The following is a 24,687-nucleotide window of genomic DNA, read 5'->3' as shown; positions in this document are numbered from 1 at the left end:
CCCCTCCGGATCAGGCGGCCGCCGGCAGGTCGAGGGCGGCCGTCCGGCCGTTGTCGTCGAACACCAGGACGTGGCGGGGATCGAGATGGACGGTGACCGCCGTGCCGGGTTCGAGCCGGCGCACGCCCGGGACGAGGGCGATCAGGCGGCTCTCGCCGGCATCGACGTGGACGTAACTCTCCGAGCCGGTGATCTCGGCGACCGAGACGGTGGCCGGCAGCGCGATCCCCTCCCCCGGCAGGGGATCGAGGGCGAGGTGATGGGCGCGAAAGCCGATCGTGTAGGCGCCGTCCGGCACGCCCGCGAGCGGCCCGGTCGCCCGGACCTGGCCGCCGGTCGGCAGGGTGATCCGGCCGCCGGCCTTCACGACGCCGAGCGTATTGAGCGGCGGGTCGGAGAAGACCTTTGCCGTGATGAGGTCGTCGGGCCGGCGGTAGACGTCCGGCGTCGGGCCGACCTGCGTGACGCGGCCCTGGTGCAGGGTGGCGGTGCGCCCGCCGAGCATCAGGGCCTCGGCCGGCTCGGTGGTGGCGTAGACGAAGATCGCGCCTGTGGCGGCGAAGATGCGCGGCAGTTCCTCGCGCAGTTCCTCGCGCAGCTTGTAGTCGAGGTTGGCCAGCGGCTCGTCCATCAGCACGAGGTCGGCGCGCTTGCACAAGGCCCGGGCGATGGCGGTACGCTGCTGCTGGCCGCCCGAGAGTTCGAGGGGCTTTCGCTTCAGGTAGGGGGTGAGCCGCAGCAACCCCGCCGCCTCCTGCACCCGCGCCTCGATCTCGGCCTTCGCCACACCGGCGACCCGCATCGGCGAGGCGATGTTCTCGTAGACCGTGAGCGAGGGGTAGTTGATGAATTGCTGGTAGACCATCGCGACGTTGCGGCGCTGCACCGGCAGCCCGGTCACGTCCTTGCCGTCGGCGATGATCCGTCCCTCGCTCGGCGCCTCGAGCCCGGCCATCAGGCGCATCAGGGTGGTCTTGCCGGCGAGCGTCTGGCCGAGCAGCACGTTGAGCGAACCCTTGGGCAGGGCGAGGCTCACGTCGCGGATATGCGTCTCGGGGCCGACCCGCTTGGTGACGCTCTCCAGGATCAGGGTCATGGCGCCCTCCCGTCTCTTCTTGAAAGTCAGGCCGCGTCGGAGGCGGCGGCGGCGCGGCGCATGAACGCGTCGAGGGCCTCGGCCTCGGCGGGGGTGACCCTAAGGCCGAGCTTCGAGCGGCGCCAGAGCACGTCCTCGGCGCTCACCGCCCATTCGCGGCGCATCAGGTGGCGCACCTCGCGCTCGGTGAGGTCGGCGCCGAAGTGCCGGCCGAGATCGTCCATGGAGCGGGCGCCGCTCAGGATTTCCCGGGCGTCGGTGCCGTAGGCCCGCACCAGCCGGGCGACGAGCGTCTCGGGCAAGCCCGGATGCTGGCGTGCGAGCCCCGCCACGACGTCGTCGTAGCTCTCCTTCGGGAAGTTGCCACCTGGCAAGACCGCGCCGGACGTCCAGGGCGCCTTGGCCGCCGCCGGCAGGTGGTCCTTCAGCCGGTCGAGCGCCGATTCGGCCAGCCGCCGGTAGGTGGTGATCTTGCCGCCGAAGACCGAGAGCATGGCCGGCTGGCCCTCCGGCGCGTCGAGGGTCAGCACGTAGTCGCGGGTGGCTTCCTGGGCCTTCGAGGCGCCGTCGTCGTAGAGCGGGCGCACGCCGGAATAGGTCCACACCACCTCGTCGCGGGTGACCGGATCGCGGAAATACTCGCTGGCGGCGGCGCAGAGATAGGCGATCTCCTCCTCGCTCGCCTTCACGTCGGCGGGATCGCCCGTGTAGTCGCGGTCGGTGGTGCCGATCAGGGTGAAGTCGCGCTCGTAGGGGATCGCGAAGATGATGCGCTGGTCGGCATTCTGGAAGATGTAGGCGCGGTCGTGCTGAAATAAGCGTCGCACCACGATGTGGCTGCCCTGGACCAGGCGCACGCCCTCGGAAGAATTCGCCCGCGCTACGCCGGTGAGCACGTTCGCCACCCAGGGGCCGGCGGCGTTGACGAGGGTGCGGGCCCGCACGGTGTCGCGGGCTCCGGTCTGGCGGTCCTCGACCGTCAGTTCCCACACACCCGCGGCGCGGGCGACGGTGACGACCCGGGTGCGGGTGCGGATCACCGCGCCGCGCTCGGCGGCGTCGCGGGCGTTCAGCACGACGAGGCGCGAATCCTCGACCCAGCAATCCGAATATTCGAAAGCGCGGCGAAAGCCGGCTTTGAGCGGCTGGCCGGCGGGATCGCGGGTGAGATCGAGGGTGCGGGTGCCGGGCAGGCGCTTGCGGCCGCCGAGGTTGTCGTAGAGCAGCAGGCCGAGGCGCAGGAGCCAGCCGGGCCTGAGACCCGAATGGTGCGGCAGCACGAAGCGCAGGGGCCAGACGATGTGGGGCGCCATGCCCCACAGCACCTCGCGCTCCATCAGGGCCTCGCGGACCAGGCGGAACTCGTAATGCTCCAGGTAGCGCAGGCCGCCATGGATCAGCTTGGTCGAGGTCGAGGAGGTGCCGCTCGCCAGGTCGTTCTGCTCGAACAGCACCACCGAGGCGCCGCGGCCGACCGCGTCGCGGGCGATGCCGCAGCCATTGATGCCGCCGCCGATCACCGCGAGGTCGAACACCCCGCGCTCGTCGCCGGGCTGCTGCCTGGGGGCCAAAGCCACCTCCCTGTCGGAGCCGTTCGGCTCTTTCGTTTGCATCCTGGCGCGAATCTAGCCGCAGCCAGGACCTGGCGCAAGCAAAACCGAAAGGCTGGAGGTGCGAACGAAAGTCTGATGCTTTCGGTTCGGGTGCCTTGCGGTTTCGGCTATTCCGCGGCGTCGGAGGTCTCGTGGGCGCTCAAACCCGCCTCGACCAGATCGACGCGGTGCGCGGCGCACATCTCCCTCAAGGCCGCGGAGGGCAGCGCGTCGGTGACGAAATAGTCGAGCTCGCGCAGGTGGCCGACCCGGATCGGCGCCGAGCGCTCGAGCTTCAGCTTGTCGGCGACCAGGATCACCCGGCGGGCATTCTCGATGATGGCGCGGGCGACCCGGACCTCGCGGTAGTCGAAATCGAGGAGCGTGCCGTCCTCCTCGATCGCCGAGACGCCGATCACCGCGTAGTCGACCTTGAACTGGTTGATGAAATCGACCGCCGCCGAGCCGATGACCGCCCCGTCGGCCCGCCGCACCGGACCGCCGGCGACGATCAGGCTCATCTTCGGATGGCGGTAGAGCAGGGTCGCGACGTTGAGGTTGTTGGTGATGACGAGCAGGTCCTCGTGGTCGCCGAGCGCGCGCGCCACCTCCTCGGTGGTGGTGCCGATATTGATGAACAGCGAGGCGTTGTTGGGGATGAGCCGTGCCGCCGCCTCGCCGATCGCCCGCTTCTCGCCATGGGCGACGAGGCGGCGGGCCTCGTAGGAGACGTTCTCGACGCCCGAGGCCACCACGGCGCCGCCATGGATGCGCGACAGGAGCCGGCTGTCGCACAATTCGTTCAGGTCCTTGCGGATCGTCTGCGGCGTCACCTCGAACCGGGCCGCCAGGTCTTCCACGCTGACCCGCCCGTGCAGGCGGGCGAGGGCGAGGATGTCCTGCTGGCGCTGGGAAACCTGGTCGATCACGACGCGCATGCCTTGTTGTTGGCCGGGGGCCTTCTTGCCCGCAAGGGACGCGGGGGCGGGCATTGTCGGGGCAAGCGGTGGCGGGCGCAATCGGGCGGGAGGGATCGTCCGGGGTTCGGACCGCCACGGTCGCCTGCTATGATAGGCGCGGGAGATGGATCATGACTCGGACCATGACGATCACGCTCGACGATGATCTGGTTGCGTTCATCGACCGTCAGGTCGCGGATGCCCGCTATGCCTCCGCCAACGAGGTGGTCGTGGCGGGCTTGCGCTTGCTCGAAACGCGCGAAACCGCGCGCGATGGGCTGGCGGCAGCGCTGATCGAGGGAGAGGCAGGTGACGAGTTCGAGGACTTCGATACCGACGCGTTCCTGGCATCGATGCGACGGCCAGCGATATCATAGATCCTGCCTGACTTGCTTTCACAGGCTTGACATCCACCGCTTCATTCCGGGGCCGCGAAAGCGGAGCCCGGAATGACGCGGTGGGTTTCAGGTCTTCAGATGCAAACGGTAAACCCCCTCAAACGATCCCCCACGCCCGATACCGCCGCCGCTCCGTCAATTCCCGCGGCCGCGCCGATCCCAGTTCCGCCAGCATCGCCTCCACCGCCTGCGGCGTGACCGACAGCGCCCGGGCGGCGCTCGCCACCGTGACGAGGGGCGAGCCGACGAACAGGTCGACGAGGTGCGGCAGGCGCGAGGTCCGGCGCCTTCCGGTACAGGCGCGCAGCATCACCTCGCGGGCGAGCGCCAGGCGGTCGAGGTCGCGCCCCATGAGGCGGCCGGAGGCCTCGACCGCGCCGAGCAGCACGGCCAGGCGCTCGGTGAGGGGCAGCGCCCGCGACCAGCGCGCCCGGCCGTCGCGCAGGCCGAGCGCCAGGGCCGGCAGGTGGGCGACGGCCTTGCCCCGGGCCCGCAGCAGGGCGGCCGCGGCGAGCGGGCCGCGATGGCCCGCGCGCGGGGCCGGATCGAGCACCAGCCAGGCATCGAGGGCGATCGCCGCCGACAGCACGGCCGGTAGGTCGGAGGCTTCGTCGAGGACCGTTCGCCAGGCGGCACCGGGATCGTCGGTCGCGGGGCGCGGAACCGGTGCGCCCACCTCGCAATCCGCGAGGGTCCGGCGCGTGCGGGCGAGCAGCCGGTCGATGGCGGCGTAAGGTACATCCTCCGTCTGCGCCGGATCGGTCTCCTTGCCCGAGTCCTCTTCGTCCCACTTCGCGTCGTCCTCCTCGGCGTCGGGTTCCGGTCCGGCCGTGAGCGTCCAGCCGGCGCCCGAGAAGGCCCGGCCCGGGGCCGCGGCGGCGAGGCGGCGGCGCTCGGCCAGGACCGCGACGGCACGCCCGAGGGCGAGGGTCGGACGGCGCACATCCATCGCCGCCTCGTGCAGCACCAGGTCTTCGAGCGCGACGAGCTCGCCATCGAGATGCAATGCGGCCTGTGCGTCGAGCAGGTGCGCCCGGGCACGGGCGCCGTCGGCCAGCACGGGCTCGGCCCGGGCGAGACGCTCGTCGACCCGCACCAGCGCGTCGGAAGCCGCCTCCAGGGGACCGGTCAGGCGTCGCCACGCGGCGGGACGGTGTATGGTGTCGAGATCGTAAACCATTGCGGCGGCACCATAAGGAATCGTATACCCAACGGAAACCGCCCTTCGGTTGGTTGACCGTGGATGGTCCGGGAGGCTTCCGTCGCGATCCGCTCGGCGTGTGTGGTTTTCCCATGGACGCGGGGTGAGCGCCGCGCCCGCCGCGATGTCGCTGCGGCGGCGTCTTGACCCGTCCGACCCGGCAGCCCTACGGCGACACGGTCACCGCCGATCCACCCCGACGCCGCGCAGGCTGCCCTGCGGGCGCCAGCCCCGCCCCGAGACGACCCTGCCCTCCGCCCCCTCGCCCGTCGCCATCGGCGTCACTGTCTTCCGGCCGGATGCGGCGCAGGTCGCGGCCCTGCTCGCCCGGGTCGAGGCGGAGACGCGCCCGACCATCGTGTTCGACAATGGCGGCCTGCCGGCTTCCGCCGCCGCCGACCTCGTGGAACGCGGCGCCCGGGTGCTGTCGGCGGGCGGGAACATCGGAATCGGCGGCGCCCTCGACGCCATCGCCCGGGCGGCGATTAAGGCCGGCGCCGCGCAGGTGCTGCTTCTCGACCAGGACGCGGCGTTCGCGCCCGAGCAGGTCACGGAACTCGAAGCCGCGCTGGCGCGGCTGCGAACCGTGAGCCCGCCGCCGGCCGTGGTCGGCCCGCGCCCCGAGGCGGCGCCCGGCCGCAAGGCGCCGGCCTATCCGCGCCGGCCGGGATTTTCGGAGGACGGCTCCCTGGTGCCGGTCGAGTTCCTGGCCACCTCCGGCTCGCTCGTCGACCTCGCGGCCTATGCGCGGATCGGGCCGTTCCGGAGTGACTTCTTCATCGACGGCGTCGATCTCGAATGGTGCTTTCGCGCCTGGAGCCTCGGCTACGGCTGCTGGATGGAGACGGCGACCGCCCTCCCCCACCGGGTCGGCGCCGGGGTGATCCGGTCCCGGCTGCTGGGCATCGAGATGCCGCGCCAGCCGCTGTTCCGGATGGGGGCCTACCTGCGCAACAGCGTCTATGCCTGGCGGCTGCCGCACGTGCCCCGGCGCTGGAGAGTGCGGCAGGCCGCCTACCTGCCGCTCCAGGCCCTGCTCTACTGGGCCGATTCCGGCTACCGCCCGGGCGTGCTCGCCCATCTCTCCGGTGCAGTGCTCGACGGCCTGCGCGGCCGGCTCGGGCGGCCGAAAGGATTGCCATGACCGTCGATCCGACCCCGACCCTCGACGTGGTGATCGTCAACTGGAACGGCGGCGCCCTGCTGCGGGCCTGCCTCGCCAGCCTGGCGGCGGCGGAGGCACAGCTCGGCGGCGCGCTCTCGTTACGGGTCGTCGTGGTCGACAACGCCTCGCGCGACGGCTCGCTCGAGGACCTGCCGGCCCTGCGCCACGGCCCCGCGGTGATCGCCAATCCCGACAACCAGGGCTTCGGCCGGGCCTGCAATGCCGGCGCGGCGCGGGGGACGCGCCAGCGATCCTGTTCCTCAACCCCGATGCCCGGGTCACGGGCGAGAGCCTCGCCGGGGCCCGCGCGGCCCTGATGGCGGAGCCCGGCACCGGCATCGTCGGCGCGCAGCTCCTCGACGAGGCGGGCCGCGTGCAGCTTTCCTGCGCGAGGCGGCCGAGCGCCGCCTCGCTGGTCGGCCAGGCGCTCCTCCTCGACCGGGCGCGGCTCGTCCCCTCCCACTTCATGACCGAATGGGACCACCAAGAGGACCGGGCGGTCGACCAGGTGATGGGCGCCTTCCTGATGATCCGCCGCTCGCTGTTCTCGGCGCTCGGCGGCTTCGACGCGCGGTTCTTCGTCTATTACGAGGATGTCGATCTCTGCGCCCGGGCCTGGGATGCGGGGTTCGCGGTGCGCCACCTCGCCGGCATCCATGTGCGGCACGAGGGCCAGGGCACCACCCGGGCGGCCAAGGCCCATCGGCTGGCCTGCTTCCTCGAGAGCCAGATCCGCTACGCCGCCAAGCATCACGGCCGGGCGACGGCGCTGGCATTGGTGGCGACGGCCTTCGGCGCGCAGGTGCCCCTGCGCCTCGTCCAGGCGCTGGCCCGGCGCTCCGCCGTGGAAGCCGGCGAGACCTTGCGCGGGGCGGGCCTGCTCGCCCGGGCCCTGCCCGGCCTGATGCGGGCGATCGCCCGGTGAGCCCCTGCCCTACGGTTTTCCGGCAACAGCCCGCGGAGAATCGCGCGCCGGACCAGTCCTCGCTCTGGCAACCCGGCGCAGGACTGCCTAACGCATCGGGCGATGGCGTGAAAACCGTCTCGCCGGAGACGAAGCGGTAACGATGATCTGAGACCATCCCTCGCCCGGGTGCGGCTCTCGCGGCAAGTTCGGACCTGTCCATGCTTCACGGTAAGAAGATCGCCGTCGTCCTGCCGGCCTACAATGCCGCGGCGACGCTGCGGCGCACCTATGCCGAGATCCCCCTCGACATCGTCGACGACGTCATCCTGGTCGACGACGCCAGCCGCGACGACACCGTGGCGGTGGCGGACGAACTCGGCCTGACCATCGTGCGCCACGCGCAGAATTGCGGCTACGGCGGCAACCAGAAGACCTGCTACCGCACGGCGCTCGACCGCGGCGCCGACATCGTGGTGATGCTCCACCCCGATTACCAGTACGCCCCGCGCCTCGTCACCGCGATGGCCTCGATGATCGTCTCGGGTGAGTACGACGCGGTCCTGGCCTCGCGCATCCTCGGCAAGGGGGCGCTCGTCGGCGGCATGCCGCTCTACAAGTACGTCGCCAATCGCGGCCTCACCTTCGTGCAGAACATCCTGATGGGGCAGAAGCTGTCCGAGTACCACAGCGGCTACCGCGCCTGGAGCCGCCCGGTGCTGGAGAGCCTGCCCCTCGACCGCTGCTCGGACGATTTCGTGTTCGACAACCAGATGCTGGCCCTGGCGATGGACGCCGACTTCCGCATCGGCGAGATCTCCTGCCCGACGCGCTACTTCGCCGAGGCGTCCTCGATCAACTTCCGCCGCAGCGTCGTCTACGGCCTCGGCGTGCTGAAGACCTCGCTGGTCTACCGGCTGCACCGCTGGGGCCTCAGGGCCGACCCGCTCTTCGAGGCGCCCAAGGTTGCCTCCAAGGATGCCTCCAAGGACGCTCCCAAGCCCGTGCCGGCGCGGCCGTGATGCGCCGCGCCATGGCCTCCGGGGGGATGCTGGCGGGCCTCGCCGCCCTCGCGCTCCTGCCCTTCGGGCTCGGCCTGGCGGCGCCGGGCACCCCGGGGGACGTGATCGCCTGGCTCTCGGCCCTGTGCGAGCGCCAGGGCGCCGCCGGGCCGATCGTGCTGGTCGCGGCCCAGACCCTGATCGCGGCGAGCGGCGTGCTGCCGGCCTCCCTGCTCGGCATCGCCGCCGGTACGCTGCTCGGCCTCGGCGCGGGCTTCGCGACGGCGGCCGCCGGCACGATGGCTGGGGCTCTCCTGAGCTTCTGGATCGGCCGGGGGCTGCTGCGCGGGCGCCGGCCCGGCTTCCTCGCCGGCGGGCGCTGGGTCGCCGCCCTCGACCGCACGGTGGCGGCGGAGGGCTGGCGCCTCGTCTGCCTGATGCGGCTCTCGCCGGTGATGCCGTTCGCGCCGACGAGCTACGCGCTCAGCCTCAGCAGCGTGCGCCTCGCCGACTACCTGCTGGGCACCCTGGCTGCCCTGCCGGCGCTCCTCGCCTACGTGATGCTGGGGGCGCTCGGGCGCACGGCGCTGGCCGGCGAGGCGGAGTGGCTGCGCGGCGCCGTCCTTGTCCTGGGCGTGGGCGCGACGGTGCTGCTGGTGCGCAAGCTCAAGCGCCTCGCCGGGCGGCTCGCGAGCGAACGGCCGTGACGGGCCGCCTCGACGGGGCGGGCGGGCGGCTCTGGTGCGCGGCCTTCGCCCTCCTCGGCCTGCCGCTCTGCCTGCTGCTCGCCGTCCTCGTGCCGCTGGGCGAGGTGGCGGACGAATCCGCCCACCTGCTGCGGGCGGTGGCCCTCCTCGACGGCCAGGTCGTCGGCCACCGGGAGACCGTGACCTATTCCGACGGCATCGCGCGCCCGGCCGCCGGCGTCACCGCCGATCCGGTGTGGGAAGTCCTGAGCCGCGCCCGGCCGCTCGCGCCCGACAAGGTTCCGGTGCCCGAGCCGATGCCCGCGCCCGGCCACCCGGCCTTCCTGCCGCTCTACACCATCGGCACCTATTTCCCGGCCTTCTACATCCCGGGCGCCCTCGGGATCGGCCTCGGGCAGGCGCTCGGGCTCACCCCCGCGAAGGCGGCCCTCCTCGGGCGCCTCGCCAACACGGCGGCCTACGGCGCGCTCGGGCTCGCGGCCCTGGCGCTGGCCCGGCGCGGCCGGACGCTCCTCTTCGGGGTTCTGGTCGTGCCGATGAGCCTGTCGCTCGCGGCCTCCTTCAACCAGGACGCCCTGATGATCGCCGCCTGCGCGCTGGCCGCCGCGCTGCTGACCGGCGACGATCCGTGGCGCCGGCGCCTCGCCGCCGTCGTGATCGCCCTGGTGGTCCTGGCCAAGCCCCCCTATGCGGCGATCGCCGCGATGCTGCTGGTGCCGCTGCCGGAGCGCTTCTGGGTCAGCCGGCTGTTCTGGTGCCGGGTCGGAATCGCCGTGCTGGCGGTGCTGCCGGGCGTCGCCTGGATCGTCTTCGCCACGATCCACGTCGCGACGCCGGTGCCGCGCCTCGCCTACGAGGCCGGCCCGCTCTGGAGCGGGCCGCGCCCCGCGCCGTTCCTCGGCACCGATACGGGGGCGCAGGTCCGGATCCTCCTCGAGCATCCCGGCCTGATCCTCACCCTGCCGGCGCAAGGCCTGCTCGCCTTCAAGCGCGTCCTGGTGCTTGCCACCGGGGCGATCGGGGTGTTCGGCTGGCTCGACAGGCTGCTGCCGGCCATCGTCTACACCACCTGGATCGCGGCGCTCGTCGGGCTCGCGATCCTGTGCGGGCGGAGCGTCCGGCTGCGCTGGATCGATCTGGCGCTCCTCGTGACCGCGGCTCTGCTCACCGCCTGGCTCGTCGCCCTGTCGCAATACCTGTCCTGGACCCATGTCGGCGAGGCGCGGATCGACGGGCCGCAGGGGCGCTACTTCCTGCCGCTGCTCCCGATGCTCGTCCTCGCCCTCGTGCCGCGACCCGCCGCGGTGCTCGCACCCGGGTTGCGCTGGGGCCTCGTCATCGGTACCGCGGTGGCGGCCCTCGACCTCGTCGTGGTGCCGCTCGCCACCGCGTGGATGTTCTGAAGGCGGGGCGGGCCGTCGGAATTCACGCGCCGGATCGTGCGGGCTTTCCTCTCCCCGCCCGCGGGGAGAGGAAAGCCCGCGCCAGCTGGATACGAGCGGCGCACGACAGGACCGCATGCCCCCCTCCCCTCCCCTCCCGAATCCCGCCCCATGCGCGCGCTGATCGACCTCCTCCGCGCCATGACCCTGCGCGAGCGCCGCCGCGCCGGGCTGATTGGGGCCGGGCTCGCCCTCGCGGCCCTGCTCGAAGTGGTCGGCGTCGCCTCGGTGGTACCGTTCCTGACGCTGGTCGGCGATCCCGGCGCGGCGTCGCGGGTTCCGGCGCTCGGCGCCATCCGCGACGGGCTCGGGCTGACCGACGACCGCACCTTCCTGATCGTGGTCGGGCTGGCGGCACTCGTCGCCATCCTCACCACCTCCTGCGTCAATGCCGGGCTCACCTACGCCCAGCTCCGCTTCAGCCACAGCGTCGGCTACGGCTTCGCCCGCCGGCTGCTGTTCCGCACCATCGACCGCGAGCGGCTGTTCTTCACCACCGCCAACAGCGCCGAGCTCGCCAAGACGATCCTGAGCGAGACCGACCGCCTCGTCGTCGGCGTGCTGACGCCCGCCACCGTCATCGCCTCGCGGGCGACCTCGGCGCTCGCCGTCATCGCGTTCCTGCTCGTCGTCTCGCCGCGCCTGGCGCTGATCCTCGGCGCCGGCTTCGGCGGGCTCTATGTCGGCATCTTCCTGGTGGTGCGGGCGCGGCTCGCCCGCATCGGCGCCCGGGCCGTCGCCGGCAATGCCGGCCGGTTCCAGGTGGTGCACGAGACCCTGGGCGGCCTCACCGAATTGAAGCTCTACGGCCGGGCGCAAGCCTTCGCGCGCCGGTTCGAGGCCCCCGCCCGCACCTACGCCCAGGCCAGCGCCGAGAGCCTGCTCACCGGGCAGTTGCCGCGATTCGTCATCGAGGCCCTGGCCTTCGGCGGCGTGATCGTGGTGGTGCTGTTCGCCCTCTCGCAGGGGCTCGACACCGCCGGCATCCTGCCGCTCCTCGGCCTGTTCGCCTTCGCCGGCTACCGGATGCTGCCGGCGTTCCAGAACGTGTTCAACGCACTCGCCCTCCTGCGCTTCACCCTGCCGGCGGTGCGGCTCGTCGTCGACGGGCTCGAGGGCGAGCGCCCCGCCCTCCCCCGTACCCGCGAGCGCCTGCCGTTCCGGGAGGCGATCCGCCTGGAGGGCGTCGGGTTCGACTACGAGGCCGGCCGCCCGGCGCTCGCAGGCGTCACCCTGACGATTCCGGCCCACACCACGGTCGGCCTCGTCGGCCGCACCGGCTCGGGCAAGTCGACGCTGATCGGGCTGATCCTCGGCTTCCTGCATCCGACGGCCGGGCGCATCGCGGTCGACGGCACGACGCTCGATCCCGCCACCCTGCCGGCCTGGCAGAACCGCATCGGCTACGTGCCCCAGGACATCTTCCTGATCGACGGCACCATCGCGGAGAACATCGCCTTCGGCCTCGACACGATCGACGCGGCGGCGGTGGAGCGGGCGGCGCGTCTCGCCGGCGCGCACGACTTCGTCGCCGCCCTGCCGGAGGCCTACGCCACCCGCGTCGGCGAGCGCGGCGCCCGGCTCTCCGGCGGCCAGCGCCAGCGCATCGGCATCGCCCGGGCGCTCTACCACGATCCCGACGTGATCGTGTTCGACGAGGCGACCTCCGCCCTCGATTCCGAGACGGAGGCCGTGGTGATGCGGGCGGTGCAGGGGCTGTCCGGCACCCGCACCCTCATCATGATCGCCCACCGCCTCACCAGCCTCGCCGGCGCCGATACGGTGCATGTGCTGGAGGGCGGCCGGATCGTCGCCTCGGGCCCGCCGGAGCAGGTGCTGCCGCAGGCGGGGGAGCAGGGTCGGGCGTGATCCGGCCTGGACGGTCGTTGCTGCCTCGACCGGTGGGCCACACTCAGCGTCATTCCGGGGCCGCGCAGCGGAGCCCGGAATCCAGACACTCGGGTGTGGAAGAACAAAGCGGAGCGCGATCCGCCTTTTTCTAGACCATCCGCGGTTCTGGATTCCGGGCTCCGCTTTCGCGGCCCCGGAATGACCCGGTGGGTGTTCGAATTCGTCGACGCATACCGGGATCCGGCGTCCCGCCCGCTCACCCCGGCTCCAGCACCCCGTAATCGTGGGTATAGGCCCCCTCCTCGAACCGGTCGAAGCCCAGGCTCCAGCGGTAGCCGGGCCAGAGGTAGTCGACGCGGCCGGCGTCGGGCCGGTACAAGGCGGTATAGGCCGTGGGGAAGCTGAGCTTGCGCGAATGGAGCGGCGGCTCGGCGAAGCGCGCCGCCAGCGCCGCGAGGGTGGTCGCGGGATCGTCCAGGGCCTCCTCCAGCACCCGCTGACGTAGCGCCGAGCGGGAGGCGGACGAGACCCGCTCCTGGTGGTTGGTGCAGGTGCGCTGGCGCGTCACCGCCGGCTCGCGCCGGGGACCGAGGAACACCGTGGCGTGATCGCCGCTGCGGTCGAGGAGCGTGACGTTGTGGAGCTGCACCGCCGGAAGGCGGGAGAGCGCGGCCACCCCCTCGCGGACCGAGCCGCAGGTCTCCAGCACGTAGCGCAGCATCTGGATGATGGCGAAGCCCTCGCCCCGCCGGGCGATGCCGCCGAGGGTACAGCTGGCCACCAGCCCGTCCTCGTTCATCCCGTCGAGGCAGCCGCCCCAGGGCCGCTGCACCATCCCGATCACCCGGCGGCCCGACCACGCCGTCATCTCGATGCGGCCGGTGATGGCGGAGAGCGGATAATCGTAGTTGCGGATCAGGGCCGGGCCGCCCTCGCCGAGCCAGACCGCCTGGCTGCATCCCTGCCGGTGCGGGGCCGGCCGGTAATGGCTGAGGATGCGGTGAGCGAGTTCGTCGTCGCCGACCATCCCGCACAGGTCGTCGTAGGCCGGGACGAGTTCGGGCATGTGGCGCAGGAGCGCCGCGCGGCATTCGGCGGCCGACGGCCGCTCGGGCGCCCCCTCCCCGAGATACCACCGCGCCGCCTCGTCCCGCCCCTGGCGGAACCGGGCGAGCCACCCGGGGCCGGGGCGGTCCTCGACATGGGCAGTGAAGGTTTTTTGCATCCTGACCTTGTCCTCTGGACCGATCGCCGCGTCGGAGCGGAGTCCGTTCCGTGTCTTTGTGCCCTCGCACGCGCGACCGTCCCCGACGGCGAGCCGGTCGTCGCGTAACCCTGAAATCCGCGGGCGCCCTGCCCTACCGTTCCGGACGCGTCACGGCCCTGCGCCAGATGAGACCGGGCCGGCTCGTCTGCATCGGATTGGCCGAGGGTGGAATGAATTCCTCCGACAGTTTTGCGAACTGCGAAGCGTTTCGCGGATCGTCTGAATTTCTATCATTTCTCTCGCAAAGATAAACTTTTTGTTCACCATCTGGCGGGAAAGCTGCAGTTGGAGCAGTACCAGGTTGTTGTCGATGACGATCAAGAAGAGTTTATCCGGCAGGCTGATGGTGATCGCCGGATCGGCGATTGGCCTGACCCTCGTCGGCTTCGTCGGCATCTCCGGATGGGTGGCCGCGGAACGGACCAACGACCAGATCCTGCAACTCGCCGCCGAGAAGGCCGCCGTCGCGACGGCGCAGACCTCGGTCAGGATCGTCGATGCCGTCTCGGCCGGCACCGCCCTGACGGGCACGCTGTCGGGACTCATGGGCAGCGGCACCGTCCGCAAGGCCGATACCGTCGCAACGCTCGAATCGCTGCTGCGGCACTATCCCGACCTGTTCGGCGCCTGGATGTCCGACACCACGGACAAGCGCGCTGCGCCTTACTTCAGCGGAACCGGCTTCGAGAACGCCGCCGGCCTCTTCACGCCCTACTGGACGAAGAAGGACGACGGCACCCTCGCCTTCTCGACCTTCCCCGTCGATCCGGCGCAGGCCTGGTACCGCGAACCGATCGCGTCCGGCAAAAGTCTCCTCGTCGAGCCCTACGTGACCAGCCAGGGGCAGCTCGTCACCTCGGTCTCGGCGCCGCTCAAGGTCGGGACCCAGGTGGTGGGCGTCGGCGGCGTCGACATCCGGCTGAGCTGGCTCGCGGAGGCCTTCGCGGCGATGCGCCCGTTCGACGGCGGGCGCGTCCTGATGCTGTCGAATGCCGGCAAGTGGATCGTTCCCCCGCAGCCCGACCTCCTGATGAAGGACTACGACGGCGTCGGCGCAGCCGACATCAGGGCCGCCCTGGCCGACAGGCGGCCGCGCATCCTGCGCGGCAGCCCGGACGGCTCGGTCCGCCTCGTCTACCCGTTCACGCAGCCCGGCATGAACACGACCTGGTCGCTGGTCATGGACGTGCCGGCCGCCGCCTTCTCGCACCCGATCACCCTGCGCGTCGCCGAGACGGCGGCGGCCGGGTTCATCGTCCTCCTCGTCCTCCTCGGCGTCCTGTTCCTGGCGGCGCGCCGCCTGATCCGCCGCCCCCTGGAACGCTGCCTGACGACGATCGAGGCCCTGATCGAGCGCCGCTACGACGTGGCGATCACCGACACCCAGCGCGGCGACGAGATCGGCCGGGTCAACCAGGCGCTCGAGGTGTTCCGCGACAAGGCGCACCAGGCCGACCTCCTGATGAGCGAGAGCGAGAGCGAACAACGCCGCCGCCTGGAGCGGGCGGCCCGGGTCGACCGGCTCGTCCGCGACTTCCAGGACGGCATCGCCGGGGCGCTCGGCATCGTCACCTCCGCGGCGACGGAACTCGACGCCACCGCCCGGGCGATGACCCAGGTGGCGGATTCCACCAACGGCCAGGCCCTGGCCTCGAGCGCGGCGGCCGAGGAGACGGCGGTCAACGTCCAGACCGTCGCGGCGGCGGCCGAGGAGATGGTCTCCTCCCTCCAGGAGATCGAGCGGCAGGTCCTGCGCTCCAACGACGTGGCGTCCCATGCGGCCCGGGACGCCGAGGCGACCGGGGCCACGATGGCGGGCCTGAGTCACGCAGCCGAGCAGATTGGCGCCGCCGTCACCACCATCGCGTCGATCGCCAGCCAGACCAACCTGCTGGCGCTGAACGCCACGATCGAGGCGGCCCGCGCCGGCGAGGCGGGCCGCGGCTTCGCGGTGGTCGCGGCCGAGGTCAAGGAACTGGCCAGCCAGACGTCACGGGCCACCGACGAGATCAGCGGCCAGATCGCGGCGATCCAGGGCGCCACCGGCCAGGCGGCGGAGGCGATCCGGCAGGTCAACCGCACCATCGCCGGGATGAGCGAGATCAGCGCGGCCATCGCCGCGACGGTCACCGAGCAGACTGCCGCCACCAGCGAGATTTCGCGCAATGCCGGCGAGGCGGCGCACGGCACGCGGGACGTGTCGGAGAACGTCGCCCGGGTCCTGGCCTCGGCCGGGGAGACCGGCAGCGCCGCCTCCCAGGTGCTGACCGCCGCGGCGGAGCTGGCCAGCCAGTCGCTCCAGGTCAAGCGGCAGGTCGACGACTTCCTGCGCGACATCCAGGCGGCGTGACGCCCTTCCCCGCCGCTCCGCGGCGGGGTGCTTCCTCACCACATCGTCTGCTTCGCCCGCTCGGCCCAGGCCGCGTCGTAGCTCTCGCCGCCGACGCGGCCTTCGCTCATCTCGGCCAGGATCTGGCCGGGCGTCGGCAGCGTCTTCGGATCGACCCGGGCCTCGTCCCGCCACAGGCCCGAGCGGATCAGCGCCCGGGCGCACTGGAAATAGACCTCGCCGACCCGGATCACCATCACGGTGCGCGGCGCCTTGCCGTCGACGGCGAAGGACGCGCAGAGATCCGCATCGTCGTCGATCGCCGCCCGCCCGTTGACCCGCAGCGCGTTGCCGATGCCGGGGATCAGGAACATCAGCCCGACCCGCGGGTCTCGGATCACGTTACGCAGGCTGTCGATCCGGTTGTTGCCGCGACGGTCGGGGAGCAGCAGCGTGCGCGGATCGGCGACCCGCACGAAGCCCGGGCGGTCGCCGCGGGGCGAGCAATCGAGCCCCTCCGGGCCGCTCGTCGCCAGCGCCGCGAACGGCGCGACCTCGATGAAGCGCCGGTAATGCGGCGTGATGTGATCGGCGACCTTCGCGGTCGAGGCCTCGCCGACCGCGCCGAACGCGCCGTAGACCCGCTCCAGCTCCGCCACCGTTTCCAGGATCGCCATCGGCCCGTCTCCTCCGTGAGGCTCATGGCTCGGTTAAGCGATCCCCGGGCGCGTGACCATGGAGACGATCGCACCCTCGCGTGAGCGCCCTTCACCGAAGCTCCTGGCAACCCGGTTGCCAGCTGGCAACTCGCCGTCCGACGAGCCATGGTTAATCGATCTTAACCAAAAACCGATTGCGTCCCTACGGCCACGCTGGCATCGTTTTACGGAGTTTTTCCGCAATTCGCTCAGGAACCGTAAATGCCCGACCAGCCGCAGGAGCAGGCACGAGCCGCGATCTCCGACCGCCCCTCGATCACCCGGATCATCGCCGACGATGGCGGCGCGCTCTCGAACGAGTTGAACGCCCTGCGGCGCACCCTCTTCCCGCCGGCCTCGCACAAGCTGCTGCGGTCGTTCTCCTCCGGCGAGGCGGCGAAGCTGATCGGGGTGGCGGACGGCTACCTGCGCCAGCTCTCGCTGGCGAGCAAGGGACCGCAGCCGGAGATCGGTCCCGGCGGCCGGCGCTCCTACACGCTCGACCAGATCAACGAGCTGCGCCAGCTCCTCGACGACGGCCCGAAGGCGAAGGGCTACGTGCCGCACCGCAGCGGCGACGAGCATTGCCAGGTGCTCGCGGTCGTGAACTTCAAGGGCGGGTCGGGCAAGACCACCACGGCGGCCCACCTCGCCCAGTACCTGGCGCTCCGCGGCTACCGGGTGCTCGCCGTCGACCTCGACCCGCAGGCCTCACTGACCGCGCTCCACGGCTACCAGCCGGAATTCGACGTCGGCCCCAACCAGACCCTCTATGCCGCGATCCGCCACGACGACGAGCAGAAGCCGCTCTCGGAGGTGGTGCGCAAGACCTACTTCCCCGGCCTCGACCTCGTGCCCGGCAACCTCGAACTGATGGAATTCGAGCACGACACCCCGCGGGTGCTGGCCGACCGCAACGCCGAGCCGTTCTTCGGCCGCATCGCCACGGCGCTCGGCAGCGTCGCCGACGATTACGACGTGATGATCCTCGACTGCCCGCCGCAGCTCGGCTTCCTGACGCTGGGCGCGCTCTGCGCCGCGACCGCGATGCTGGTGACGGTGCATCCGCAGATGCTCGACGTGATGTCGATGTGCCAGTTCCTGCTGATGGCCTCCGACCTGCTCGGGGTGGTGCAGGAGGCCGGCGCCGACCTCGATTACGACTTCCTGCGCTACGTCGTGACCCGCTACGAGCCGTCGGACGCACCGCAGACCCAGATGGTCGGCTTCATGCGCTCGCTGTTCCGCGAGCGGGTGCTGACCCACCTGATGCTCAAATCCACCGCCATCTCGGATGCCGGCCTGTCGAAGCAGACCCTCTACGAGATCGGCCGCGAGAGCTTCACCCGCGCCACCTACGACCGGGCGATCGAGGCGCTCGACGGGGTGAACGGCGAGATCGAGGCCCTGATGCACCGCGCCTGGGGACGCGTGCCGGCATGAAGCGCAAGGATGCCCTCCGCGCGGCGCTGAGCGCCCGCGCCCAGGAACCGCAACAAGAACCGCCGGCGGAGTTGCCAGTTGGCAACCCGGCCGAGGCGGTGGAAACACCACCCGAGGCGCCGCGTCCGCTGGTGCGCTCCGGCGCCGTCGGTGCCATGGGGCGCAGCCTCGGGCGCATCGCCAGCGCGGCGGCCGAGGCCCGCGCCATGGTCGCCTCCGGCGACCGGGTGGTCGAGATCGACCCAGGCCTGATCGACGGGTCGTTCGTGAAGGACCGCCTGACCGGCGATCCGCAGGAGCACGCGGAGTTCGTCGCCCTGATCCGCGAGCGCGGCCAGCAGGTGCCGATCCTGGTGCGGCCGCACCCGGCGGCGGAGGGCCGCTATCAGGTCGCCTACGGCCATCGCCGCCTGCGCGCGGCGGCCGAGCTCGGCCGGCCGGTGCGGGCGGTGGTCAAGGCGCTCACCGACGAGGATCTGGTCGTCGCGCAAGGCCAGGAGAACTCGGCCCGGGCCGATCTCAGCTATATCGAGCGGGCCCTGTTCGCGATCGCGCTCGAGGATCGCGGCTTCGACCGCGCCACCATCATGGCGGCGCTCGCCGTCGAGAAGACCCAGCTCTCGCGCCTGATCGGCATCGGCCGGGCGGTACCGGCGGAGGTCGTGGCGGCGGTCGGCCCAGCGCCGAAGGCCGGGCGGCCGCGCTGGACCGCGCTCGTCGAGGCTCTGACCCGCGAGGGAGCCGGGGAGGCGGTGTCCCGCATCCTGGCGGCGCCGGATTTCTCAGGTTTGTCCTCCGACGACCGCTTCGCCCGGCTGCTCGCCGGCCTCACCGCGCCGGCGCCGCGGCCGGCCCCGACCCCGGCGGTGTGGACCAATCTCGGCGGACGGCCGGTGGTGCGGATCGAGCGCGGCCGCCAGGGCACCCAGCTCACCGTCGATGACGCGGTCGAGCCGGACTTTGCCGCCTACCTGATCCAGAGTCTTCCCCAACTCTACGCGGCCTTCGCCGAGTCGAAGACGCGCGACGAGACCGATTAAGGATCGATCCCATAGGCAACCGGCGGGACGAAGACTCGCCGGTTAGACACAGAGATTCACAGGAATCTGGTGCTCTGCTTCGGGAATCGGCGGAGTTGGACTCTGCCGATTCGGGTTTCGCGCGTTACGACTCCGCCATGCAGAGTCACGATGCACGCCCTGGCGGCGCGCATCCCCGTGCGGAGCCCTTTGGTGGAGATGACGACCCCGCCGCAACCCGTCCTCGAACCGGTCGAGGGCGTGCGCGACCCCGACCTGATCGAGATCGTCGAGAAGGCGCGCGGCAGCGTCGCCTACAAGGCGACGCTCGCCTTCGTGCGCGCCAGCCAGGCCAAGCGCGACGCCGAGTCGGAAGCGCGCGACAAGCTGGTGGAGCTGAAGGCCGAGGCCGCGGCCGAGCGCGCCCGGCTGCCCCGCAACGCGCGCCGCCGCGACATGGTGCGCGAGGTGATCGAGAACGAGCCGGCGGCGCCCGAGAACATCCAGCACATCCACTCGGTCCTGGCGCTCTGCGGCCTGCCGTATCGCGAGCCGAAGGGCGTCACCAACGTCTCGCGGGAATACGGCCGCAACACGCTCGCCATCAATGCCGGCCGGCTCATCAACCCGTCGACCGGCGAGATGGAGATGCAGGGGCTGCCCTACGGCCCGAAGGCGCGGCTCCTGTTGCTGCATCTCTGCACCGAGGCGGTGCGCCAGCGCAGCCCCAAGGTCGAGGTGGCGCAGAGCATGTCGGGCTTCATCCGCGACATGGGATTTCCGGTCACCGGCGGCGAGCGCGGCACGCTCAAGCAGTTCAAGGAGCAGCTCAACCGGCTCGCCGCCTGCTCGATGCAGATCGGCCTGTGGGACGGCACCCGGGCCTCGACCCTCAACGTGCCGCCGTTCCGGCAGATGGACGTGTGGCTGCCGCTGCACAACCACCCGGACCAGGGCCTGCTCTGGTCCTCGACAATCACCTTCCACCGCGAGTTCTACGACAACCTGATCCAGCACGCCCTGCCGGTCGACATCCGCGCCGCCCGCGCCTTCGCCGGCTCGGCACGCAAGCTCGACCTCCTGTTCTGGGTCGGCTACCGGCTCTCGCGCCTGGAGCGGCCCCTGCGGCTCACCTGGGACAACCTCTACAAGCAGTTCGGCAGCGAGAACGGCTCGATCCGCTCGTTCCGCCAGGAATTCCGCAAGGATGTCGCCCATCTCACCGAGGTGTTTCCGCGCCTGCGCCTGACTCTCGACGATGGCGGGATGCAGTTGCTGCCCTCCGATCCGAAGGACCTGCTGGTGCCGCCCAAGGCGGCGCTCGCGAATAAGCGAGCCCGGGCAAGGGCTTGATTCCGCCGAGTTGCCTACGAGGGGAGGGGGGTCGAGGCGGCGGATGACGGTGCGCGTGTGAGCGCCGAGACGGCGTTGTGTTTGTCATGACTGTTGATAGGATTATTTTCTTTTCATCTCTGACGTTTTCACGCCCTGCACGACGATAACAAGAGTCTCCCTCCCACCACCTCATCCTGAGGTGTCAGTCCATCCTTGATGGACTGACCTCGAAGGAGGGCTCCAGAAGTCTCCGAGCTAACTGGAGCCCTCCTTCGAGGTCAGCCGATTTTCAATCGGCTAACACCTCAGGATGAGGTTAGAGGGTAGGATGATGCCACTTGCCTCGAGTCCCTAGCAGAAAATCCTGCTCAAACAGGCTCTCAGGATAAGGTCGAGGGTGGGACAGCTTCATGCCGGCAGCCTTCACGCCGCTGTCGTGTCCCGTGCCTCGACGTCATCCTGGGGCCGCGCAGCGGAACCCGGGATCCATAACCGCTGACGTTCAAAGATGAAGCGGCCCGCATGCCGTCTCGTTCGGCACCGTCGGCGTTTATGGATCCCGGGCTCTCGTCTTCGACGAGCCCCGGGATGACGTGGAGGGTCTGATATCTCTCGAATGGGAGACGCCTATCTTATATATTCATGCAATAAGCGAATGGATGTTATAAGATCAATCGGTATATTACAAATACGATGAATATTTATGACCATATTAGTCAGCATGATCACTAGCTATCTTACCCGACCACACCATTGCACCCGGCCACCCAACGCCGAGTTGCCTACGCCCCACCACTGCCGGGAGCAGATCCAACCACGCTGAATCGCCTACGCGCCCCATCGCCGGCGCGGCCTCCCGAATCTCCCGTTTCCCCATTGAGATTCCACGGTTTTCACCTGCCTGAGTCGACGCAGACCTGCCTACGGGACGTGAACGACTCCACGCCGAATTGCCTACGCTCTTGGACGACCGAGTAGCCTGTCGGTAACCCTGCGGTCCGCCGGCGCGATGAGTCATCGCAAAGTATTGCCGGACTCCGATCACACGCCCGGAGTCGAGACAGAGTCCCGGATCGGGACGGCGAATCATCGGCCAGCGTACAGGCGAGTCGGTTCCTGCGGTTCAAGCCTCGCCTCGACTCTTCCACGGGGAAACGAGTCCGGCTGATCTGGGCTTTGTCCGGCGAGGACTCATGCCGCCGAGTCCCCCGACTCTCGCCGCGACCACCCAAGACTCTGACCGGGCCTCCTGGCGAGAGGGGAGGGGGGCTTCGCCTCCGGTCCGGCCGAAGGCCTTCGGTGCCGCCTCCGCGCCGCTCACCCCGAAAAGCCCCTAACTCCTGATCTCGAAAAGCCTTTTTATGAGAGATTCTGAATCTAGATTCCGAATCTGAATCCGTAGAGCTATATGGGTATTATATGGGGTGGCGATTTTCCAAATCCCCACAAGGGGTTACCACCCGTTCGCGTAGGCTGGTCTGCGCATCCGCGTAGGCAACTCGGCGCATCCGCGTAGGCAGGTCTGCGCGGAATCGGGGGGTCGGCGAAGGCGACTCGGCGTGGGGGCGTAGGTTACTCGGCGTGGGCCCCCGATTAACAGCTTGGAAAGCTGTGTGAATCGCGGACGGCGTTCCGTAGGCGACTCGGCGTGCCGCGCGAGGCCTCGACGCACCCCCGCACGACCCCGGTTTGACGGCCCCGGATCCGGGGCGATGCCCGGCGAGCCGCAAATCCCGGATTCTCCGCCAGGAGGCCCGTGGAGGCCCGTCGCGCCCCAGAACAGTTGTACGGCACCTGCCGGCCTCGAATCCAGCTCAGCGGCGCTCCTGGCGGCTCTGAGCGGGTTGTCCAACGGCTGTGCCCGCCGGCAGCCCGCATCGCTGCCCCGCCCGATCCCCTTGCCCGGCAGGGCTTTCCGGGCGCCGCCGATCCCGTTGTCCCCGCTGCCGTCAACAGGGCCCCGGTCCGGGCAGGCTCTGACGGCCCTGTCGTCCACAGCCCCGATTGACACGTCCATGAAACCGAACAAAACAAGAACGAGTTGTTGCTTCGGTTCGGTGATGGGCATGAGATGCGGCAGGCCGAGCGGGAACGGCAGCTCGCGGCGTTGCGCGAGCGGATCGGCGGGCTGGCGCCCGAGGGGACGGACCGGCCGGTCCTGCCCTTCGGCGTCGCCGACCTCGACGCGCACCTGCCGGGCGGGGGCCTGCGCCTCGGTGCGGTCCACGAGGTGCTGGCGGCGGGACCGGTGGACGGGGAGGGGGCGCTCGCGGCCCTGTTCACCGCGGCGATCCTCGCCCGGCTCCCCGGCCCGGTCCTGTGGTGCCTGGCGAGCCGCGACCTGTTCGCCCCCGGCCTCGCCGCGGTCGGCCTCCATCCCGATCGGGTGCTCTACGCCGAGACCCGGCGCGAGGCCGAGGTGCTGCCCACCATGGAGGAGGGCCTGCGCCATCGCGGCCTCGCGGCGGTGGTCGGCGAGGTCGCCCGGCTCGGGCTCACCCCGTCGCGGCGGCTCCAGCTCGCCGCCGAGGGCAGCGGCGGCCTCGCCCTGGTGATCCGCCGCCGGGGCAGCGCCGTCCCGGAGCCCAACGCCGCCGCGACCCGCTGGGGCGTCACCGCGGCGCCCTCCGCCGCCCTTCCCGTGCCGGGCCTGTCGCGGGCCCGCTGGACCGTGGCGCTGCTGCGCGCCCGGGGCGCCGAGCCCCGCACCTGGCTCCTCGAGGCTCCCGATGCGAAGGGTCATCTGCGTGTTCCTGCCGACCTGGCCGACCGACCTGTGGCGGCGCCGGCACGGCGCGCCGCCGCCGGGTGAGCCGCTGGTGGCGGCGGCCCAGGACGGCCCGCGCCGGGTCGTCGGTGCCGTCGACCGCGCCGCCCATCGACTCGGCCTGCGCCCCGGTCTGGCGCTGGCGCAGGCGCAGGCGATGGTGCCGGGCCTCACGGTGATCCAAGCCGATCCGGAGGGCGATGCCGCGGCGCTCAGGCGCCTTGCGGCCTGGTGCCTGCGTTACGCCCCCCTCGTCGCCCCCGACCCGCCGGACGGGATCTGGATCGACGTGGCGGGCGCCGCCCACCTGCATGGCGGCGAGGCGGCACTGCTGGCAAGCTTGCGCCGCCGCCTCGGCCGGGCCGGCTACCGGGTCCGGGCGGCGCTCGCCGACACGCCCGGCGCCGCCTGGGCGGCCGCCCGCTGCCTCGGCCCCGAGATCGTGCTGCCGCCCGGCGGCCAGCGCGACGCGCTCCTCGCCCTGCCGCTCCGCGCCCTGCGCCTCGACCGCGACATCGTCTCGGGGCTCGCTCAGCTCGGCATCGCGCGGGTCGGCCAGCTCTTGGAGCAGCCGAGTGGCCCGTTGCGCCGGCGCTTCGGCGAGGCGCCCGCCCGCCGTCTCGCCGAAGCCCTCGGCCACGCCCCCGAACCGCTCGCCACCCTGGCCCCACCCGTCGAGCACAGCGTGCGCCTCGCCTTCGCGGAGCCGATCGGTGCGCCCGAGACGCTCGCCCGGGTCGCCGGGCGGCTGACCGGGATGCTGGCGGACGATCTCACCCGGCACGGGCTCGGCGTGCGCCGGCTCGACCTAGTGTTTCGCCGGGTCGACGGGCTCGACCAGGCGGTCAGCGTCGGCACCGCCCGGCCGAGCCGCGATCCTACCCACCTCGCCCGCCTGCTCTCCGAGCGGCTCGCCACCATCGATCCCGGCCACGGAATCGACGAGGCGCGGCTTGCCGCTCCACGGGTCGAGCGCCTGGAGGCGCGCCAGCTCGCCGCGGTGGGCGAGGAGCCGGACCCGGACACGATGGCCGAGCTGGTCGACCGGCTGGTTCTGCGCCTCGGGCCGGGCCGGGTGTTTCGCAAAAGTCCGGTCGAGAGCGAGTGGCCCGAGCGGGCGGTGCGCCGGGTCGCGGCCTTGAGCCCTGCCACCGGCGTGACCTGGCCCGCCGACCTGCCGCGCCCCGGCCGGCTGCTGCCGGCCCCGGAGCCGGTGGCGGTGCTGGCCGCTCTTCCCGATGCCCCGCCCTCCGCCTTCACCTGGCGCGGCACCCGCCGCCGGGTGGCCCGGGCCGACGGGCCGGAGCGGATCTTCGGCGAATGGTGGTTGTCCGACGACGAGGTCTCGGCCACCCGCGACTATTACCGGGTCGAGGACGAGACCGGCGCCCGCTACTGGCTGTTTCGCGATTCCCTGACGCGGGATGGCGCGCGCTGGTGGCTGCATGGGCTGGGGGAGGCGTGATGCGCCCGGTCCCTCGAAGCTTGCTGGCTTCGGCCGCTGGATTTCATC

Annotated in this window: 20 protein-coding genes; 14 read left to right on the top strand and 6 right to left on the bottom strand. The window is 71.3% G+C overall.

Translation table 11 applies throughout. The features are described 5' to 3' along the window. Positions 1-10 precede the first annotated feature (10 nt). The 3 genes from F1D61_RS08155 to F1D61_RS08145 all read right to left on the bottom strand — a co-directional run bounded on the left by F1D61_RS08155 (position 11) and on the right by F1D61_RS08145 (position 3,614). Positions 11-1,096, bottom strand: a complete 1,086-nt coding sequence (locus F1D61_RS08155; protein WP_203157423.1) for an ABC transporter ATP-binding protein — start codon at positions 1,094-1,096, stop codon at positions 11-13. A 26-nt stretch (positions 1,097-1,122) separates the two neighbouring features. After that, a complete protein-coding gene (gene glpD, locus F1D61_RS08150) occupies positions 1,123-2,667 on the bottom strand; it encodes a glycerol-3-phosphate dehydrogenase (RefSeq protein WP_432443226.1) in 1,545 nt (514 codons plus the stop codon). 149 nt (positions 2,668-2,816) lie between these two features. Next, on the bottom strand, positions 2,817-3,614 hold the full coding sequence (locus F1D61_RS08145; RefSeq protein WP_281437049.1) for a DeoR/GlpR family DNA-binding transcription regulator: 798 nt from the start codon (positions 3,612-3,614) through the stop codon (positions 2,817-2,819). 176 nt (positions 3,615-3,790) lie between these two features. On the opposite strand from F1D61_RS08145, the gene F1D61_RS08140 reads away from it, so the two are divergent. Beyond that, entirely contained in the window at positions 3,791-4,024 is a 234-nt protein-coding gene (locus tag F1D61_RS08140; RefSeq protein ID WP_246775779.1) for a type II toxin-antitoxin system ParD family antitoxin, read from the top strand. A 118-nt stretch (positions 4,025-4,142) separates the two neighbouring features. Here F1D61_RS08140 and F1D61_RS08135 read toward each other — a convergent pair whose 3' ends face one another. Further along, positions 4,143-5,225 carry an RHE_PE00001 family protein gene (locus tag F1D61_RS08135; RefSeq protein ID WP_203157420.1) on the bottom strand — a complete coding sequence of 361 codons (1,083 nt, stop codon included), beginning with the start codon at positions 5,223-5,225 and terminating at the stop codon, positions 4,143-4,145. A gap of 124 nt (positions 5,226-5,349) precedes the next feature. Between F1D61_RS08135 and F1D61_RS08130 the strand changes: the two genes are divergently transcribed. The 7 genes from F1D61_RS08130 (at position 5,350) to F1D61_RS08105 (ending at position 12,334) form a co-directional block, all read left to right on the top strand. Next, positions 5,350-6,390 carry a glycosyltransferase family 2 protein gene (locus F1D61_RS08130; RefSeq protein ID WP_246775778.1) on the top strand — a complete coding sequence of 347 codons (1,041 nt, stop codon included), beginning with the start codon at positions 5,350-5,352 and terminating at the stop codon, positions 6,388-6,390. Continuing rightward, positions 6,387-6,728, top strand: a complete 342-nt coding sequence (locus F1D61_RS35015; protein ID WP_348649435.1) for a glycosyltransferase family 2 protein — start codon at positions 6,387-6,389, stop codon at positions 6,726-6,728. Before F1D61_RS08130 ends, F1D61_RS35015 begins: the two co-directional genes overlap by 4 nt. Continuing rightward, entirely contained in the window at positions 6,626-7,336 is a 711-nt protein-coding gene (locus tag F1D61_RS35010) for a glycosyltransferase family 2 protein (RefSeq protein WP_432443295.1), read from the top strand. The genes F1D61_RS35015 and F1D61_RS35010 overlap by 103 nt, the downstream gene beginning before the upstream one ends. A 200-nt stretch (positions 7,337-7,536) precedes the next feature. Continuing rightward, positions 7,537-8,337, top strand: coding sequence for a glycosyltransferase family 2 protein (locus tag F1D61_RS08120; RefSeq protein WP_203157419.1), 801 nt, complete (start codon positions 7,537-7,539; stop codon positions 8,335-8,337). Continuing rightward, the gene (locus F1D61_RS08115) at positions 8,337-9,023 is read left to right on the top strand and encodes a VTT domain-containing protein (RefSeq protein ID WP_203157418.1); all 687 of its coding nucleotides are present in this window, start codon (positions 8,337-8,339) and stop codon (positions 9,021-9,023) included. The genes F1D61_RS08120 and F1D61_RS08115 overlap by 1 nt, the downstream gene beginning before the upstream one ends. After that, positions 9,020-10,426: a DUF2142 domain-containing protein gene (locus F1D61_RS08110; RefSeq protein ID WP_203157417.1), complete on the top strand. Its 1,407-nt coding sequence runs from the start codon at positions 9,020-9,022 to the stop codon at positions 10,424-10,426. Before F1D61_RS08115 ends, F1D61_RS08110 begins: the two co-directional genes overlap by 4 nt. Before the next feature lie 150 nt (positions 10,427-10,576). Beyond that, positions 10,577-12,334, top strand: coding sequence for an ABC transporter ATP-binding protein (locus F1D61_RS08105; RefSeq protein ID WP_203157416.1), 1,758 nt, complete (start codon positions 10,577-10,579; stop codon positions 12,332-12,334). Positions 12,335-12,572: 238 nt separating this feature from the next. Here F1D61_RS08105 and F1D61_RS08100 read toward each other — a convergent pair whose 3' ends face one another. Beyond that, entirely contained in the window at positions 12,573-13,541 is a 969-nt protein-coding gene (locus F1D61_RS08100) for a C45 family autoproteolytic acyltransferase/hydolase (RefSeq protein WP_203157415.1), read from the bottom strand. Between the two features lie 352 nt (positions 13,542-13,893). On the opposite strand from F1D61_RS08100, the gene F1D61_RS33995 reads away from it, so the two are divergent. Further along, positions 13,894-15,933, top strand: a complete 2,040-nt coding sequence (locus F1D61_RS33995) for a methyl-accepting chemotaxis protein (RefSeq protein ID WP_246775777.1) — start codon at positions 13,894-13,896, stop codon at positions 15,931-15,933. A 35-nt stretch (positions 15,934-15,968) separates the two neighbouring features. On the opposite strand, the gene F1D61_RS08090 is transcribed toward F1D61_RS33995, so the two are convergent. After that, a complete protein-coding gene (locus F1D61_RS08090) occupies positions 15,969-16,589 on the bottom strand; it encodes a pyridoxamine 5'-phosphate oxidase family protein (RefSeq protein WP_203157414.1) in 621 nt (206 codons plus the stop codon). Between the two features lie 243 nt (positions 16,590-16,832). On the opposite strand from F1D61_RS08090, the gene repA reads away from it, so the two are divergent. The 5 genes from repA (at position 16,833) to F1D61_RS08065 (ending at position 24,639) form a co-directional block, all read left to right on the top strand. Then, entirely contained in the window at positions 16,833-18,053 is a 1,221-nt protein-coding gene (gene repA / locus F1D61_RS08085) for a plasmid partitioning protein RepA (protein ID WP_203157413.1), read from the top strand. Then, positions 18,050-19,093 (top strand): plasmid partitioning protein RepB, encoded by a 1,044-nt coding sequence (gene repB / locus F1D61_RS08080; protein ID WP_203157412.1) that lies wholly within the window; start codon positions 18,050-18,052, stop codon positions 19,091-19,093. Before repA ends, repB begins: the two co-directional genes overlap by 4 nt. A gap of 198 nt (positions 19,094-19,291) precedes the next feature. Further along, on the top strand, positions 19,292-20,425 hold the full coding sequence (locus tag F1D61_RS08075; RefSeq protein WP_203158971.1) for a replication protein RepA: 1,134 nt from the start codon (positions 19,292-19,294) through the stop codon (positions 20,423-20,425). Between the two features lie 2,053 nt (positions 20,426-22,478). Continuing rightward, on the top strand, positions 22,479-23,219 hold the full coding sequence (locus F1D61_RS08070; RefSeq protein ID WP_203157411.1) for an ImuA family protein: 741 nt from the start codon (positions 22,479-22,481) through the stop codon (positions 23,217-23,219). Continuing rightward, a complete protein-coding gene (locus F1D61_RS08065) occupies positions 23,137-24,639 on the top strand; it encodes a DUF6504 family protein (RefSeq protein WP_203157410.1) in 1,503 nt (500 codons plus the stop codon). The genes F1D61_RS08070 and F1D61_RS08065 overlap by 83 nt, the downstream gene beginning before the upstream one ends. Positions 24,640-24,687: the final 48 nt, after the last annotated feature.

Origin of the sequence: Methylobacterium aquaticum (assembly GCF_016804325.1) — a bacterium.
GTDB lineage: Bacteria > Pseudomonadota > Alphaproteobacteria > Rhizobiales > Beijerinckiaceae > Methylobacterium > Methylobacterium aquaticum_C.
Note: the sequence above shows the minus strand (reverse complement) of the source record. Positions and strands in the feature narration are given on the sequence as shown.